This window comes from Rhizobacter sp. OV335 (assembly GCF_900142965.1).
GTDB lineage: Bacteria > Pseudomonadota > Gammaproteobacteria > Burkholderiales > Burkholderiaceae_C > Rhizobacter.
On record NZ_FRCQ01000001.1, the window covers coordinates 316,632 to 332,570 of the forward strand.

The following is a 15,939-nucleotide window of genomic DNA, read 5'->3' on the forward strand; positions in this document are numbered from 1 at the left end:
GCTCAGCGCGCGGCGCGCAGCGAGGCGACCAGCGCGGCGAGCGCCATCACGACCAGCAGGCCACCGTACGCGAGCGTCGTGGCGTGCAGGCCGAACAGGCCGGTGCCCAGACCGGCAATGATGGCCGGCACGCTGAACGCCAGGTAGCTCAGCGCGAAGAAGCCGGCCATCAGCCCCGCACGCTCATGCGCGGCGGCCAGCGGCACCAGGCTGCGCACCGCGCCGTTGAAGCCGGCGCCGAAGCCGAGTCCGGCCACCAGCGTGCCGCCGAAGAACGCGAGCCCCGAGCCGGCGTGCACGCCGACCAGTGTCAGCGACAAGCCGAGCACCAGCGCCAGCGCGCTGCCGGTCAGCACCGCGGGTGCCGGGCGCAAACGCACCCAGCCGATCGCCGCGGCGCCGGCCAGCACCAGCGTCGCGATCAGCGCGCCGCCGGTCAGCGGCGCGGGCGTGCCGGTCACGAGCTTCGCGAGCGTCGGCCCGAGCGACAGGTAGAAGCCACCGAGCGCCCAGCTCGCGGTGTTGAGCGGCAGGATGCGCCACAGCGTGGCGCGTGCCGTCACCGGAATCGCGATGCGCGGACGCAGCGATTGCCAGACGCCCGGCCGGCGCGTCACGGTGTCGGGCAGGAACAGCGCGGCGAAGGTCTGCGCGGCGAGGATCGCCAGCAGCAGCTCGAACACCAGGTGCATCGGCGCCGGCGCAAACTGCACCAACGCGCTCGCGCCGAGTGCGCCGGCGGCCATGCCGAACATCGGCGCGACGCTGTTGAACAGTGCGCCGCGGCTCGGGCTCAGGTCGAGCAGCGTCGCGCTCAGCGCGCTGGTCGCGATGCCGGTCGCGAAGCCCTGCACGATGCGCGCCGCCAGCAGCCAGCCGGCCGATTCGGCGCGCCAGAACAGCACGATCGACAGCAGCTCGATGAACAGCGAGGCGAGGATCACGGCACGCCGGCCGAGGTGGTCGGACAAGGGGCCGAACACCAGCAGGGCGGCGAGCAGCGCGAAGGCGTAGCTGGAGAAGATCACCGTCAGCGCGAGCGGGCTGAAACCCCAGGCCTCGCGGTACAGCGCGTACAGCGGCGATGGCGCGCTGGAGGCGGCCAGGAAGCTGGAGACCAGCGAGACCGTCAGCCACAGCGAGGCGGTGGCGCCGAGGCGCAGTCCGGGCGCGCGGAGGGCGGCGGGCGCAGGGGTGAGTGCGGGCGTGGTCATGTCGGCTCCTTCAGCTAACGCAAATAAATTGCGTTAGTGGATTCTGTGCCCATTCTCAAGCTAAAGCAAATACTTTGCGTTAGCATGGTTTCATGACTGCAAGCACCACCCCGCGGCCGGGCGGCCGCAGCGCCCGCGTCCAGGCGGCCGTCCACCGCGCCACGCGTGAGCTGATCGAGCTGCATGGGCGCGCGGAACTGACCGTCCCGATGATCGCGGCGCGTGCCGAGGTCACCCCGTCGACGATCTACCGCCGCTGGGGCGATCTCGGCGAGCTGCTGGCCGATGTGTCGGTCGAGCGGATGAAGCCGGATGCGCAGCCGGCCGATACCGGCTCGGTCGCCGGCGACCTCGTCGCCTGGGCGCAGCAGTTCCATGAGGAGATGTCGTCGCCGATCGGGCTGGCGATGATGAAGGACGTGCTGTCGACCGAGGCCCACGGCGAAGGCACCGCGTCGTGCCAGTGCGCGCAGTTCACCGCGGCGCAGATCGCCCTCATCTTCGAGCGCGGCATGGCGCGTGGCGAACCGGTGCCCGAGGTGCAGCGGGCGATGGACGTGGTGGTCGCGCCGATCATCTACCGTGCGCTGTGGGGGCCGGTGCCGGCCACGGCGGCGCTGGTGGAACGCTGGGTCGCGGAGTGCCTGGACGGGGCCAGCGCGCGCTGAGCCCTGCGCGGGCGACTCAGCGGCCGGCGTCGGGCTCGCTGCGCCAGACCGGCAAGGCCTGCTCGAACGGCGTGGCGGCCGCGCCGAACACCGCCGGGTCCTTCGCGCGCTTCAGCCAGGCCCGCGTGTCGTGGTGGGCACCGGGCAGCGGCTGGTCGGCGCGGAACTGCTCGAACCAGTCGTGCACTGCGCGGTAGCGCTCGGGATGCTGCGTGCGCGTCCACGCGAGCCCGACCAGGTCGGCGAACCCTTCTTCCCAGCGCGTGGCGCGCATGTCGCGCTCCAGGTCGGCCTGCGGGGCATTGCTGGCGTCGAGCGAGTCGGTGAAGCCGGCCACCGGCGGCGTGTGCCAGGCGCCTTGCACGTAGCGCCAGCAGTGCCCGAGTTCGTGCGCCGTCATCGCTTCGACGACGGTGTCGCGGAGTTCGGCAGGGATCTGGTCGAGCGTGGATTCGGCCGCGGGGTTGCCGCGCATCGTCAGCACCAGCTTGCAGCGGCCGTCGACGTAACCCATCGCGATCGGGGGCTCACCGCCCTCGGCCACCGGCTGGGCGACGATGTCCAGCGGCAGGCCCTGCGCCCGCGCGTAGGCGATCACCGGCCAGGCCGCCTGCATCCAGCGGGTCTCCAGCGGCGTCAGCGCCGCGGCGCTGGTTTGCAACGGGGTGCAGGCCGCCGAGACGAGGCCCAGGACAAGAACAACACGCTTCCACATGGCTTCCCATTGAACCGGGAACCGCCGCCGCTGTGGGGTCGATCAACGCGGGGAAAGCGCGCCAGTTCGCACGCCGGGCGGGAATTCGATCAGTCGTCGGCGTCCGGGGACGGCGACGCACCGCTGCCGGGCGGCGGCGGCGCGGCGACGCGGTAGCTCTCGCTGGCCCAGGCGCCGAAGTCGACGTTCTTGCAGCGCTCGCTGCAGAACGGCCGGTACGGATTGTCGCTGGCGTAGAGGCTGTCGCCGCCACAGGTCGGGCAGCGCACGAGGCGGGGCTTGGCGGGGGTGTTCATGCGCAAAGCGTCAGTTCGAAGGTGGCATCGACGGCCGCGGGCTTCAGCCGGCCCTCGGCGTCCTGTTTCATCAGGCGGACCATCACCATCAGCCGGTGGCCGCTGATCTCGGGCACGAGCTGGCGGCTGCCATTGTCGATGCGCACCCGCAGCAGCTGGTACACCCGGCCGGCAGGCAGGCTCTGCTGGTACTGCCCGCCCTGCGTGACGACCTTGTGCGGCACGCCGGCATCGCGCAGCAGCCCGAGCAATACGCTCAGCGCCTCGGCCAGCGGGGTCAGCGTCGCGATCCAGCCCGACAGGTCGGCGCGCCGGCTCGCGGGGTCGTGCTGCTGCCAGGCGTAATAGGCCGGCAGGTCGAACTCGCAGGTGCCGCCGGGAATGCTGATGCGGCTGCGGATGCTCATCAGCCATTCGTTGGCCGTCAGCACGTGACCGGCCTTGCCGGGCAGCTGGTTCAGCCCGTTGAAGGCATGGTCGACGCGCGCCATCACCTCGAGCAGCGCGCCTTCGGAAATGGCCGGGTTGCCGCGGTAGCTCTGCAGCAGCACCCGTTGGCGCTCGAGCTCCTTCAGCAGGTCGGACTTCAGGTCGGCGCGCGACGCGACGTCCATGATCTCGAACATCGTCGCCAGCGCGTAGTGGTGGTCGACGGCCTCGTCGCGCGGCAGCAGGCGCCCGAGGCGGTCGAACAGGTGTTCGAGCCGGAGCATCGTGCGGATGCTCTCGTTGAACGGGTATTCGTACAGGACCAAAACGGGGGCTTTCCGGGCGATCAATGTGACAACGTGACGCCGGATTGTTCCACAGGGTGGCGCTTCAGCGCGATGTGATCGATCGCGTTTCGATCCAGCTGGTCCACAGACTGCTGACGTCGGCTGCAAGTTCCGCCAAGCTCAGGTCTTCGTTGAAGATCACGGCGTCGGCGGCCGCGCGGCGGGCCTCGCGGCTCGCCTGCTGGTCGATCACGGCCTGCACTGCCGCCACCGCCCAGTCGGATCGCCGCGTGACGCGGGCGACCTGCGTCGCGGCGCTGCAGTCGACCACCAGCACCCGGTCGACCCGCGCGCGCCAGCGCCCGGATTCCACCAGCAAGGGAACGTCGAAGACGCGCGGGCGGTCGCCCGCCGTGCTCGCCTGGCGATCGGTCTCGAGGCCGATCAACGGGTGCAGGATGGCCTCGAGGCGAGATTTCGCCGCCGGGTCGGTGAACACGAGCTGGCGCATGCGGGCCCGGTCGAGGCCGCCATCGGCACCGATCGCCACCGTGCCGAACTGCTCGCGCAACGCATCGATGGCAGCGCCGCCGGGGGCTGCCAGCGAACGGGCGATGGCATCGGTGTCGATCACCGCCGCGCCCAGGTCGGCGAGCATGCCGGCGACCGTGCTCTTGCCGCTGCCGATGCCGCCGGTCAGGCCGATGCGCAGCGCGGCCATGTGCTTGCCCCGGGGGTCAGGCCGGCCCTCAGGCCCAGCCGAGCCAGCCCAGCACGCGGGACTGGCCCGCGAGCAGCACGACGATGCCGCCACCGGCGAGGAAGGGGCCGAAGGGCACGTAGCGCCCTTCGCGCAACGAGCTCATGGCCTTCATGCCGATGCCGACCACCGCCCCGAGCACCGAGGCGCCGAGCACGATCGGCAGCACCATCTGCCAGCCCAGCCACGCGCCCAGCGCCGCGAGCAGCTTGAAGTCGCCGAAGCCCATGCCCTCCTTGCCGGTGGTCAGCTTGAAGAGCCAGTAGACCGACCACAGCGACAGGTAGCCGGCGACCGCGCCCCACAGCGCCTGCGGCAGCGGGATCGTCCAGCCGAGCAGGCTGGCCACGAGACCGGCCCACAGCAGCGGCAGCGTCAGGTTGTCGGGCAGCAGCGTGGTGTCCCAGTCGATGCCGGCCAGCGCGATCAGCACCGCCACCATGCCGCACCACAGCAGGGCCACCGGCTGCGCGCCGAAACGCCAGCCGACGGCCGCGAACAGCGCGCCGGTCAGGATCTCGATGAACGGATAGCGGGCCGAGATGCGCGTCTTGCAGGCCGAACAGCGCCCGCGCAGCCACAGCCAGCTCAGCACCGGGATGTTCTCGTACCACGTGATCATGTGGCCGCACGACGGGCAGCGCGAACGCGGCTTCGACAGCGTGATCGGCTCGGGCACGTCGATCTTGATGCCGAGCATCTCGGCACTGTCGATCTTCCAGCCACGCTCCAGCGCCATCGGCAAGCGATGGATCACGACGTTCAGGAAGCTGCCGATGCACAGGCCGAAGACGGCCAGTGCAGCGGGGGTCAGGAAGATGTCAAGCAGGTCCTTGTTCATCGCGACCGGTCACACCACTTGACCGATCTTGAAGATGGGCAGGTACATCGACACCACGATGCCGCCGATCAGGACGCCCAGGATCACGATGATGAACGGCTCCATCAGGCTCGACAGGCCCTTGACGGCTTCGTCGACCTCGTCCTCGAAGAACTCGGCGGCCTTGCCGAGCATGCCGTCGAGCGAGCCGGATTCTTCGCCGATCGCGCACATCTGCAACACCATCGTCGGGAAGATGCCGGTGGTCGACATCGAGTTCGTCAGGCTGGCGCCGGTCGACACGTCCTTCTGGATCTGTTCGGTGGCCTCCTGGAAGACCGCATTGCCGGAGGCGCCGCCGACGGAGTCGAGTGCTTCGACCAGCGGCACGCCGGCCGCGAACATGGTCGACAGCGTGCGGGTCCAGCGGGCGACGGCCGACTTGTAGACCAGGTCGCCGAACACCGGAACCTTCAGCATCAGGCGGTCCATGGCCTTCTGCATCTTCAGGGAGCGCTTCCAGGATTCCAGGAAGAAATAGATGCCGCCGCCCAGGAAGCCGAAGATGGCCCACCAATAGCTCACGAAGAACTTCGACAACGCGATCACGACGAGCGTCGGCGCAGGGAGATCGGCGCCGAAGGACTTGAAGACTTCCTCGAAGGCCGGGATCACGAAGATCATGATGACCGCGATCACGACGAAGGCCACGACCAGCACGGCGACCGGGTACATCAGCGCCGACTTGATCTTGTTCTTGATCGCCATCGTCTTTTCTTGATAGATGGCGAGTCGATCAAGCAGTGCTTCCAGGATACCGCCGGCTTCGCCGGCCTCCACCAGGTTGCAATAGAGCGCGTCGAAATACAGCGGGTGCTTGCGGAAGGCGGACGACAGGCTGGTACCCGTCTCGACGTCGTTGCGGATGTCGGTCAGCAGCTTGGTCAGGCGGGGATTGGCACTGCCCCGCGCGACGATGTCGAAGGCCTGCAGCAGCGGCACGCCGGCACGCATCATCGTGGCCAGCTGGCGCGTGAAGATCGCGATGTCCTTTTGCTTGATCGATCGGCCACCGCCCATGCGGCGCTTCTTGACCTTGCTGACGAGGATGCCCTGGCGGCGCAGGCTGGCGCTGACCACGGCCTCGCCGCCCGCGCGCATCTCGCCGCGGACGATCTTGCCGTTCTTGTCCTTGCCTTCCCATTCGAAGACGAATTCGCGGACGTTGCTTTTCGACGCAGTTGCAGTTGCCATGATGCCTGCGAGGACACACCGGTCCTCGTCCCGTTGAATAGTTGTTCGACACGTGCCGCCGGCGGCACGGATTGCATCACTCGTTGGTGACGGAGATGACCTCTTCCAGCGTGGTGAAGCCGGCGCGGACCTTGATCAGGCCGGACTGCCGCAGATCGCGGATGCCGTCTCTGCGAGCCTGGTCCGCGATGTCCATCGCCGTTCCTTCGGACAGGATGATGCGCTGAATCTCTTCGCTGATGGGCATCACTTGGTAAATGCCGACACGACCTTTGTAGCCGTTGCTGCAGGCCGAGCAGCCGACAGCCCGGTACGGCTTCCAGCTGCCGTCGATGTCTTTTTCAGCGTAGCCGGCCTTCAGCATTGCCTCGCGCGGGTACTCGGCGGGTGTCTTGCAGACCTCGCAGAGGCGGCGCGCCAGCCGCTGGGCGGTGATCAGCAACACGCTGGACGCGATGTTGAACGGGGCGACGCCCATGTTCAGCAAGCGGGTCAGCGTGGTGGGGGCGTCGTTCGTGTGCAGCGTCGACATCACCATGTGGCCGGTCTGCGCGGCCTTGATCGCGATGTCGGCGGTTTCGAGGTCGCGGATTTCGCCGACCATGATCACGTCCGGATCCTGGCGCAGGAACGACTTCAGCGCGGCCGAGAAGGTGAGCCCGGCCTTGTCGTTGACATTGACCTGGTTGATGCCGGGGAGGTTGATTTCCGCAGGGTCTTCGACGGTCGAGATGTTGACGCCCGGCTGGTTCAGGATGTTCAGGCAGGTGTAGAGCGACACGGTCTTGCCGCTGCCGGTCGGACCGGTCACGAGGATCATGCCGTAGGGGCGGCCGATGCATTTCAGCAGGCGGTCCTTCTCGATCTTTTCGTAGCCGAGGGCCTCGATGCCGAGCTTGGCGCTGGACGGGTCGAGAATCCGGATCACGATCTTTTCGCCGAACAGTGTCGGCAGCGTGCTGACCCGGAAGTCGATCGCCTTGTTGCCGAACTTGAGCTTCATCCGGCCGTCTTGCGGCACGCGCTTCTCGGAGATGTCGAGACGCGAGATCACCTTGATGCGCGACGCGAGCTTTTCCTTGATCGCGATCGGCGGCTGGGTGATCTCACGCAACTCGCCGTCGACGCGGAAGCGCACGCGGTAGTGGTATTCGTAGGGCTCGAAGTGCAGGTCGGAGGCACGCGCATTGATCGCGTCGATCAGCATCTTCTGCAGGAAGCGCACGACCGGGGCGTCTTCGACATCGGTCGTGACTTCCTGGCTCTCGGGGGCCGCGGTCGTGTCTTCGTCGGAGACGTCGAACTCGAACTCGCCGCCGACGATGTTCTCGAGGGATTCGGTGGCACTGGTGCCACTGCTCTCGAGAATCTTCGCCAGCTTGTCGTGCTCGACGATGATCCATTCCGGCGACAGCTGCGTCGCGAACTTGATGCGCTCGGCCGCTTCCTGGTCGGTGGGATCGGCGCCGCCGATGAACAGCCGGTTGCCGCGCTTGCCGAGTACCAGCACCTGGTACTGGACCGTCAGCTTGACGTCGATGACGTTTTTCGGCAGTTTCTGGGGGTCGACCGCATTCAGGTCGAGCAGCGGCAGCGCAAGCGCGGTGGACAGGGTGTGCGCCAGATCCGAGGAAGAGACCGCGCCGGCGGCGATGGCCGCGGAAACGAAGCTGGCCTTCTTCTCCTTCGACGACTTGACCAGGTCCTCGGCGGTCTTCGCATTCAGCTTGCCTGCATGCACCAGGACCCGCGCGACGCCGGAGAGGGCAGAGTGAGGGGCTTCGGCAAGAGTGTCCACAGGCAGGTTTCGTGCAAAAAAGACTAGTCGACGATCAAACGATGATCGCCGATTCGAGTGGCACTGTAAACCGAAGCCGGCCCTGGAGCGGTCAAGAAGTCACAACCAGCCACCTGATGGCTTGCAACAGATTGCGTCCGGACGGCGAGGGCAAGGAATGAACTGCGGGAAAAACTGGTCGGGGTGAGAGGATTCGAACCTCCGGCCTCTACGTCCCGAACGTAGCGCTCTACCAGGCTAAGCTACACCCCGATCTTTCGGTGCGAACCCGCGAGCATCGCGAGGCACCTGATGACAACAAGCCGCAGTGTTCTGATTCGGGGGTCTCAGAACGACCTGTCGATCGATCGAAAACACAATTCTAGCAGAGCTTCGCGGTGTTTCGAGTCCGGCAGCAACAAGAGACTCGTGCGCGCCTTGTCGGCTTCATCGCGAGCGGCTTGCCGCGTGGCATCGAGCGCCCCGGTGAGGCGAACGATCTCGACGATTTCTGCGAGGCGAGCCACCTCGCCATGCTCGATGGCATGGCGCACCACGGCGCGTTGTTCGGCGCTGCCGCGCTCCATCGCCAACAGGAGCGGCAGCGTCGGCTTTCCTTCTCGGAGATCGTCGCCGACGTTCTTGCCCAGTTGCTCGGTCGCACCCTCGTAGTCCAGCAGGTCGTCGACCAGCTGGAAGGCGGTGCCGAGCGCGCGACCGTAGCTCGCGCAGGCATCCTCGATGTGTGGCGGCGCATCCGACAGCACGGCGCCCAGTCTGGCGCTGGCCTCGAACAGCTTGGCCGTCTTGAACCGGATGACGCGCAGGTAATCTTCCACCGCGAGGTCCGGGTCGTGCATGTTCATCAGCTGCAGCACTTCGCCTTCGGCGATCACGTTCGTCGCATCGGCCAGCACTTCGAGTACCCGCATGCGATTGACCGACACCATCATCTGGAAGGCGCGCGAGTACAGGAAGTCGCCGACCAGCACGCTGGCGGCGTTGCCGAACAATGCGTTGGCCGTGGCCCGCCCGCGACGCAACGCCGATTCGTCGACGACATCGTCGTGCAGCAGCGTGGCCGTGTGGATGAACTCGACGGTGGCCGCCAGATCGAATCGCTCCGGCCCGCGAAAGCCCAGCGCGTTGGCAAACAGCAACACCAGCATCGGGCGGATCCGTTTCCCGCCGGCGCTGATGATGTAGTTGGAGATCTGGTTGATCAGCACGACGTCCGATGACAGGCGCTGCCGGATCACCTGATCGACCTCGCTCATTTCCGGAGCCATGAGTTGCGCAAAACCGGGCGCGGGACTGGTGGGATGAGTGGTGGGGGTCTGCACGGAGGGCTCGGGTGTTTGCGCGAAATTATAGGAAGCGAGGGCGCGCGACCGATTTGTGCAGGATTGCCGGCCCCGACGAAGCCGCGTCAGCCCGCACGGGCTTTCCCAGGTCTGGCAGTGCGTGCTAGACTCGCGGGCTCTGCATTTCCTGCAGGGTTCGCCCATGGGTGCCGGCAATGGCAATCGAGCAGATCGAAAGATCCAGCAGATCGAGAGCCGAGGCCCCTGGCGGAATTCATCGAAAGGGCTGATATGTACGCGGTCATAAAAACCGGCGGCAAACAATACAAAGTTGCTGCAGGCGAAAAGATCAAGATAGAACAGATTGCTGCGGATGTTGGCCAAGAGATCACGATCGACCAGGTGCTTGCTGTCGGAAACGGCGCAGATCTGAAGGTCGGGACTCCCTTGGTTGCGGGCGCAAGCGTGAAGGCCACCGTGGTGGCGCAAGGCAGGCACGACAAGGTGCGCATCTTCAAGATGCGTCGTCGCAAGCACTACCAGAAGCGGCAAGGTCACCGCCAGAACTTCACCGAGATCGAGATCAGCGCGGTCTCCGCCTGATCGAAGCCTGACCTGCTTCCCCAAGCTTCCAGGAGTTAAACCATGGCACAGAAAAAGGGCGGCGGTTCCACACGGAACGGCCGCGATTCCCAACCCAAGATGCTCGGCGTCAAGGCCTTCGGTGGCCAGATGATTCCGGCCGGTTCGATCATCGTCCGCCAGCGCGGCACGAAGTTCCACGCTGGTCAGAACGTCGGCATCGGCAAGGACCACACGCTGTTCGCACTGGTCGATGGCGAAGTCACCTTCGCCATCAAGGGCCCGCGCAACCGCCAGACGGTCAGCGTCAAGACGGCAGCGTGAGCTGCGGCTGCCTCGTGCAGCTGGCGTTGATCCCGAGCCCCGGTCACCCGGGGCTTTTGTTTTTTCCGGTCGCCGGTCGACCGGTGGCCTACCATGCTGCCTCTGGCGGTGCGGCGGCCTGTGGGCGAGATCATGAAATTCGTAGACGAAGCGACCATCGATGTGGCGGCGGGCAATGGCGGCAACGGCTGCATGAGTTTTCGCCGCGAGAAGTTCATTCCCTTCGGCGGGCCGAACGGGGGTGACGGCGGGCGCGGCGGCAGCGTCTACGCCGTCGGCGACCGCAACCTGAACACGCTGATCGATTTCCGCTACGCACGCCGGCACGAAGCGCGCAGCGGCGAGAACGGCCGCGGCTCCGACCAGTACGGCGCCGCTGCCGAAGACATCGTGCTGCGCATGCCGATGGGCACGATCATCACCGACACCGAAAGCGGCCAGGTGGTGGCCGAGCTGCTGGTGCCCGACGAGCGGGTGCTGCTGGTCAAGGGTGGCGATGGCGGCTTCGGCAACCTGCATTTCAAGACCAGCACCAACCGCGCGCCGCGCCAGAAGACGCCCGGCTGGCCCGGCGAGCAGAAGAAGCTGAAGCTCGAACTGCGCGTGCTGGCCGACGTCGGCCTGCTCGGCATGCCGAACGCCGGCAAGTCGACGCTGATCGCCGCGATCTCGAATGCCAAGCCGAAGATCGCCGACTACCCGTTCACGACCCTGCATCCGAACCTGGGCGTGGTCCGCGTGGCGCCGGAGCAGAGCTTCGTCGTGGCCGACATCCCCGGGTTGATCGAAGGTGCGGCCGAAGGCGCCGGCCTCGGCCACTACTTCCTGCGCCACCTGCAGCGCACCCACCTGCTGCTGCACATGGTCGACATGGCGCCGTTCGACGACGCGGTCGATCCGGTCGCGCAGGCCAAGGCCATCGTCACCGAGCTGAAGAAGTACGACCAGTCGCTGTACGACAAGTCGCGCTGGCTGGTCCTCAACAAGCTCGACATGGTGCCGCTCGACGAGCGCGAGAAGCGCGTCAAAGACTTCGTCAAGCGCTTCAAGTGGAAGGGCCCGGTGTTCCAGATTTCCGCATTGACGCGCGAAGGCTGCGAGCACCTGGTGCATGCGATCTACAAGCATGTGGCGGCCCTGAAAAACGTCGTGCCGGACGATCCCGATCCTCGTTTCGACACACCCGTGCAAGACCAGGGGTCCCCCGCCGCCGCCCACGAGTGACCAGCATGAGTGACGCCCATGAGTGAAGCGCTGAAGAACGCCCGCCGCATCGTCGTCAAGGTCGGCTCCAGCCTCGTGACGAACGAAGGCCGGGGTGTCGATGCCGAAGCGGTCGGCAACTGGTGCCGGCAGATGGCGCACATCGCGGGCCAGGGCCGCGAGATCGTGATGGTCTCGAGCGGCGCGATCGCCGAAGGCATGAAGCGCCTCGGCTGGGCGGCGCGCCCGAAGGCAATCCATGAACTGCAGGCCGCCGCCGCGGTCGGGCAGATGGGCCTGGCGCAGATCTACGAGACCCAGCTGCGGGCCTACGGCATGGGCAGCGCGCAGGTGCTGCTGACGCATGCCGATCTGGCCGACCGGGAGCGCTACCTGAACGCACGCTCGACGCTGCTGACGCTGCTGCGCCTGCGCGTCGTGCCGGTCATCAACGAGAACGACACCGTCGTCAATGACGAGATCAAGTTCGGCGACAACGACACGCTGGGTGCGCTGGTGGCCAACCTCATCGAGGCGGACGCGCTGGTGATCCTCACCGACCAGAAGGGCCTGTACTCGGCCGATCCGCGCAAGGACGAATCAGCAATCTTCATCCACGAAGCGCAGGCCGGGGCGCCCGAACTGGAGCGCATGGCCGGCGGTGCCGGTTCCAGCCTCGGCCGCGGCGGCATGATCACGAAGATCCTGGCGGCCAAGCGGGCGGCCCGCAGCGGCGCCTCGACCGTCATCGCCTGGGGCCGCGAGCCCGACGTGCTGATGCGCCTGGTGCAGGGCGAGGCGATCGGCACCGCGCTCAACGCGCCGACGCAGAAGATGGCCGCGCGCAAGCAATGGATGGCCGATCACCTGCAGTTGCGTGGCGCTGTCGTGATCGACGACGGTGCGGTCGCGAAGTTGCGCGATGACGGCAAGAGCCTGCTGCCGATCGGCATGGTCGAGGTGCATGGCGAGTTCGCGCGTGGCGATGTGATCGCGGTGCGCTCTGGAGCGGGCCTCGAGATCGCCCGTGGCCTGGCGAACTATTCGAGTTCGGAGGCGCGCCTGATCGCGCGCAAGCCGTCGAGCGAATTCGAGCGGCTGCTCGGTTTCACCGGCGAGCCGGAGATGATCCACCGCGACAACCTGGTGCTCGGCTGAGGCTCAGTCCTTCGGCGCGCCGGGTTCCTCGTCGAGCGCCTGCGGTTCGGTCGCTGGCCGCGATTCCTCGAATCCGTCGTCACGGTGATGCGGGCGCATGCCCGAGCGCAGGTAGCGGTTGTGGTGGTTCCCGCGCGGCAGGAAGCGCGCGAGTTCGGTCAGCGCCATCTGGTAGACGTCGCGCTTGAACTCGATCACGACCTCGAGCGGCACCCAGTACTCGTTCCAGCGCCAGGCATCGAACTCCGGGTGGTCGGTGGCGCGCAGGTTCATGTCGGTGTCGCGGCCGACCAGTTGCAGCAGGAACCAGATCTGCTTCTGCCCGCGGTAGTGGCCGCGGGCATCGCGCCGGATGAAATGGTCGGGCACTTCATAGCGCAGCCAGTCACGCGTGCGCGCGATGATGCGAACATGGTCCGACGTCAGCCCCACCTCCTCGTGAAGCTCGCGGAACATCGCCTGCTCGGGCGTCTCGCCGTATTTGATGCCCCCTTGCGGGAACTGCCAGGAGTGGGTCCGGATCCGTTTGCCCCAGAAAACCTGGTTCTTCGTATTGAGCAGGATGATGCCGACGTTGGGTCTGAACCCTTCTCGGTCGAGCATAATCAACCTCAAATTCCTTAGTTGAATTCATTATTGCACCGGCATGACGGGAATCAACCCCGTGGCTTTCCCTCAAGCCTTGCCGACTGCTGTTTTCTTCAGCGTTCTTTTTCGGCGTTCTCCCCCGCATCCCCATGAAAGCCTCCCAGTTCTTCGTCTCGACCCTCAAGGAAGCGCCCGCCGACGCGGAAGTCATGAGCCACAAGCTGATGCTGCGTGCGGGCTTCATCAAGCGCCTGGGCGCGGGCATCTACACCTACATGCCGATGGGGCTGCGGGTGATCCGCAAGGTCGAGGGCATCATCCGCGAAGAGATGAACCGGGCTGGTGGCATCGAGCTGCTGATGCCGGTCGTGCAACCGGCCGAGCTGTGGCAGGAAACAGGGCGCTTCCAGAAGATGGGGCCGGAGCTGCTGCGGGTGAAGGATCGGCACGACCGCGACTTCATCATCCAGCCGACCTCTGAAGAGGTCATCACCGACATCGCGCGCCAGGAGCTGCGCAGCTACCGGGCGCTGCCGAAGAATTTCTATCACATCCAGACCAAGTTCCGCGACGAGCGCCGCCCGCGCTTCGGCGTGATGCGCGGGCGCGAGTTCACGATGAAGGACGCCTACTCCTTCGACCGCGACCTCGAATCCGCACGCAAGAGCTACCAGGCGATGTTCGATGCCTACGTGCGCATCTTCGAGCGCCTGGGCCTGCAGTTCCGCGCGGTCGCTGCCGACACCGGCGCGATCGGCGGCGAGGTCTCGCAGGAATTCCAGGTCATCGCCGACACCGGCGAAGACGCGCTGGTCTACTGCCCGACCTCCGACTTCGCCGCCAACATCGAACTTGCCGAAGCGCTGCCCGCCATCGCGCAGCGCGCTGCTGCCAGCGCCGCCCTCCAGCGCACGCCCACGCCCAAGGCCAGCACCTGCGCCGATGTGGCGGCGCTGCTCGGCGTGCCGCTGCAGACCACGGTGAAATCGCTGGTGCTCGCCACCGACGAGAAAGACGACGCCGGCGACCTGAAGCAGACGACGATCTGGCTGCTGCTGGTGCGCGGCGATCACTCGCTGAACGAGGTCAAGGCCGGCAAGCTGCCGGGCCTGAAGGAAGGCTACCGCTTCGCCACGGTGTCGGAGATCGAGGACCACTTCGGCTGCAAGCCCGGGTTCCTCGGCCCCATCGGCCTGCGCAAGCCGGTGAAGATCGTCGCCGACCGCACGGTCGCCAACATGAGCGATTTCATCTGCGGCGGCAACGAGCCCGACGTGCACCTCACCGGCGTCAACTGGGGCCGCGACCTGCCCGAACCCGACCTGGTGGCCGACATCCGCAACGTGCTCGAGGGCGACGCGTCGCCCGACGGCAAGGGCGTGCTGGCGATCCAGCGCGGCATCGAGGTCGGCCACGTGTTCCTGCTCGGCACGAACTACACGAAGGCGATGAACGCCACCTACCTCGACGAGTCCGGCAAGCCGCAGCTGATGATGATGGGCTGCTACGGCATCGGCGTCACCCGCATCCTGGGCGCCGCGATCGAGCAGCGCCACGATGAGCGCGGCATGCTGTGGCCGACCGCGATCGCGCCGTTCAGCGTCGTGATCTGCCCGATCGGCTACGACCGTTCGGCCGAGGTGCAAGCCGCCGCCGACGCGCTGCACGACCAACTGGAAGCGCTCGGCATCGACGTGATGCTCGACAACCGCGGCGAACGCCCGGGCGCGATGTTCGCCGACTGGGAACTGATCGGCGTGCCGCACCGCGTGGTGCTGTCCGACCGCGGCCTGAAGGAAGGCAAGGTCGAGTACCAGGGCCGCGCCGACGCGCAGGCCACGGCGGTGCCCGCCGCCGAGGTGCTCGAATTCGTGAAGGCGAAGCTGGCGCCATGACCGCCGAGTGGCCCGCGGCGGCTCCCCGCGTGGAGGGAGCCGTGCGGCGGCGATGGCTGCTGGCTGCCGCGGCCGCCCCGTGGCTCGCCCTGCCGATGCGCGAGGCCCGGGCGGGCGCACAGGTCGAAGAGCCGCTGGCCGATGCGGTGCGCGGCGCCTTGGCGGCCGCCATCGCGAACAGCGCGCCGCCGAAACCTGTTTTCGTCAGCACCGACGCCCGCCTGGCCTACCTGCGCTGGCTCGGCGAGATGAGCACGCGCCTGAAGAAGCGCAAGGCCGAGCACGTCACGCGCATCGAGTTCCTCGACACGCTGTGGTACGAGAGCACGCGCGCCGGGCTGGAGCCGGCGCTGATGCTGGGCCTGGTGCAGGTGGAGAGCGGTTTCCGCAAGTACGCGATCAGCAGCGTCGGTGCGCGCGGCTACATGCAGGTGATGCCGTTCTGGGCCCGGGTGATCGGCAACGGTGACGTGAGCCGGCTGTTCCACATGCAGACCAACCTGCGCTTCGGCTGCGTGATCATGCGGCACTACCTCGACGTCGAGCGCGGCGACCTGTACATGGCGCTGGGCCGCTACAACGGCAGCCGAGGCAAGCCGGAGTATCCGAACCTGGTGTTCGGCGCCAAGAAATACTGGGACTACAAACCCGGCTGATCGAGGGAT

At 66.9% G+C, this 15,939-nt stretch carries 17 protein-coding genes and 1 tRNA gene; 7 read left to right on the forward strand and 11 right to left on the reverse strand.

Going from position 1 to position 15,939, the window contains the following annotated elements:
- Positions 1–2: 2 nt before the first annotated feature.
- A complete protein-coding gene (locus BUE42_RS01430) occupies positions 3–1,214 on the reverse strand; it encodes an MFS transporter (protein ID WP_073462309.1) in 1,212 nt (403 codons plus the stop codon).
- 92 nt (positions 1,215–1,306) lie between these two features.
- Here BUE42_RS01430 and BUE42_RS01435 point away from each other — a divergent pair, with 92 nt between their 5' ends.
- Positions 1,307–1,882: a TetR/AcrR family transcriptional regulator gene (locus BUE42_RS01435; RefSeq protein WP_073462310.1), complete on the forward strand. Its 576-nt coding sequence runs from the start codon at positions 1,307–1,309 to the stop codon at positions 1,880–1,882.
- A 16-nt stretch (positions 1,883–1,898) separates the two neighbouring features.
- Here the strand turns inward: BUE42_RS01435 and BUE42_RS01440 are convergent, their stop codons facing one another.
- The 9 genes from BUE42_RS01440 to ispB all read right to left on the reverse strand — a co-directional run bounded on the left by BUE42_RS01440 (position 1,899) and on the right by ispB (position 9,509).
- Positions 1,899–2,543 carry a hypothetical protein gene (locus BUE42_RS01440; RefSeq protein ID WP_143171240.1) on the reverse strand — a complete coding sequence of 215 codons (645 nt, stop codon included), beginning with the start codon at positions 2,541–2,543 and terminating at the stop codon, positions 1,899–1,901.
- Positions 2,544–2,686: 143 nt separating this feature from the next.
- A complete protein-coding gene (locus BUE42_RS01445) occupies positions 2,687–2,893 on the reverse strand; it encodes a DNA gyrase inhibitor YacG (RefSeq protein WP_073462312.1) in 207 nt (68 codons plus the stop codon).
- Complete coding sequence (gene zapD / locus BUE42_RS01450) at positions 2,890–3,648, reverse strand: cell division protein ZapD (RefSeq protein WP_073462313.1); 759 nt, start codon at positions 3,646–3,648, stop codon at positions 2,890–2,892. Before zapD ends, BUE42_RS01445 begins: the two co-directional genes overlap by 4 nt.
- Before the next feature lie 64 nt (positions 3,649–3,712).
- Positions 3,713–4,330 (reverse strand): dephospho-CoA kinase, encoded by a 618-nt coding sequence (gene coaE / locus BUE42_RS01455; protein WP_073462314.1) that lies wholly within the window; start codon positions 4,328–4,330, stop codon positions 3,713–3,715.
- Positions 4,331–4,358: 28 nt separating this feature from the next.
- Positions 4,359–5,210: a prepilin peptidase gene (locus tag BUE42_RS01460; protein ID WP_073462315.1), complete on the reverse strand. Its 852-nt coding sequence runs from the start codon at positions 5,208–5,210 to the stop codon at positions 4,359–4,361.
- A 9-nt stretch (positions 5,211–5,219) separates the two neighbouring features.
- Positions 5,220–6,443 (reverse strand): type II secretion system F family protein, encoded by a 1,224-nt coding sequence (locus tag BUE42_RS01465; RefSeq protein WP_073462316.1) that lies wholly within the window; start codon positions 6,441–6,443, stop codon positions 5,220–5,222.
- A 76-nt stretch (positions 6,444–6,519) separates the two neighbouring features.
- Complete coding sequence (pilB, locus tag BUE42_RS01470; protein WP_073462317.1) at positions 6,520–8,247, reverse strand: type IV-A pilus assembly ATPase PilB; 1,728 nt, start codon at positions 8,245–8,247, stop codon at positions 6,520–6,522.
- Positions 8,248–8,416: 169 nt separating this feature from the next.
- A tRNA-Pro gene (locus BUE42_RS01475) sits at positions 8,417–8,493 on the reverse strand.
- Positions 8,494–8,567: 74 nt separating this feature from the next.
- Positions 8,568–9,509, reverse strand: a complete 942-nt coding sequence (ispB, locus tag BUE42_RS01480; RefSeq protein ID WP_073462318.1) for an octaprenyl diphosphate synthase — start codon at positions 9,507–9,509, stop codon at positions 8,568–8,570.
- A gap of 306 nt (positions 9,510–9,815) precedes the next feature.
- On the opposite strand from ispB, the gene rplU reads away from it, so the two are divergent.
- The 4 genes from rplU (at position 9,816) to proB (ending at position 12,791) form a co-directional block, all read left to right on the forward strand.
- Positions 9,816–10,127: a 50S ribosomal protein L21 gene (gene rplU, locus BUE42_RS01485; protein WP_073462319.1), complete on the forward strand. Its 312-nt coding sequence runs from the start codon at positions 9,816–9,818 to the stop codon at positions 10,125–10,127.
- 42 nt (positions 10,128–10,169) lie between these two features.
- Positions 10,170–10,430, forward strand: a complete 261-nt coding sequence (gene rpmA, locus BUE42_RS01490; RefSeq protein WP_073462320.1) for a 50S ribosomal protein L27 — start codon at positions 10,170–10,172, stop codon at positions 10,428–10,430.
- 132 nt (positions 10,431–10,562) lie between these two features.
- Positions 10,563–11,654 (forward strand): GTPase ObgE, encoded by a 1,092-nt coding sequence (gene obgE / locus BUE42_RS01495; protein WP_073462400.1) that lies wholly within the window; start codon positions 10,563–10,565, stop codon positions 11,652–11,654.
- An 18-nt stretch (positions 11,655–11,672) separates the two neighbouring features.
- Positions 11,673–12,791 carry a glutamate 5-kinase gene (proB, locus tag BUE42_RS01500; RefSeq protein WP_073462321.1) on the forward strand — a complete coding sequence of 373 codons (1,119 nt, stop codon included), beginning with the start codon at positions 11,673–11,675 and terminating at the stop codon, positions 12,789–12,791.
- A gap of 3 nt (positions 12,792–12,794) precedes the next feature.
- On the opposite strand, the gene BUE42_RS01505 is transcribed toward proB, so the two are convergent.
- A complete protein-coding gene (locus BUE42_RS01505; protein WP_083613793.1) occupies positions 12,795–13,394 on the reverse strand; it encodes an RNA pyrophosphohydrolase in 600 nt (199 codons plus the stop codon).
- 134 nt (positions 13,395–13,528) lie between these two features.
- Here BUE42_RS01505 and BUE42_RS01510 point away from each other — a divergent pair, with 134 nt between their 5' ends.
- Both BUE42_RS01510 and BUE42_RS01515 read left to right on the forward strand, forming a co-directional pair.
- Entirely contained in the window at positions 13,529–15,274 is a 1,746-nt protein-coding gene (locus BUE42_RS01510; RefSeq protein WP_073462322.1) for a proline--tRNA ligase, read from the forward strand.
- Positions 15,271–15,930: a lytic transglycosylase domain-containing protein gene (locus BUE42_RS01515; protein ID WP_073462323.1), complete on the forward strand. Its 660-nt coding sequence runs from the start codon at positions 15,271–15,273 to the stop codon at positions 15,928–15,930. Before BUE42_RS01510 ends, BUE42_RS01515 begins: the two co-directional genes overlap by 4 nt.
- The last annotated feature ends 9 nt before the right edge of the window (positions 15,931–15,939 follow it).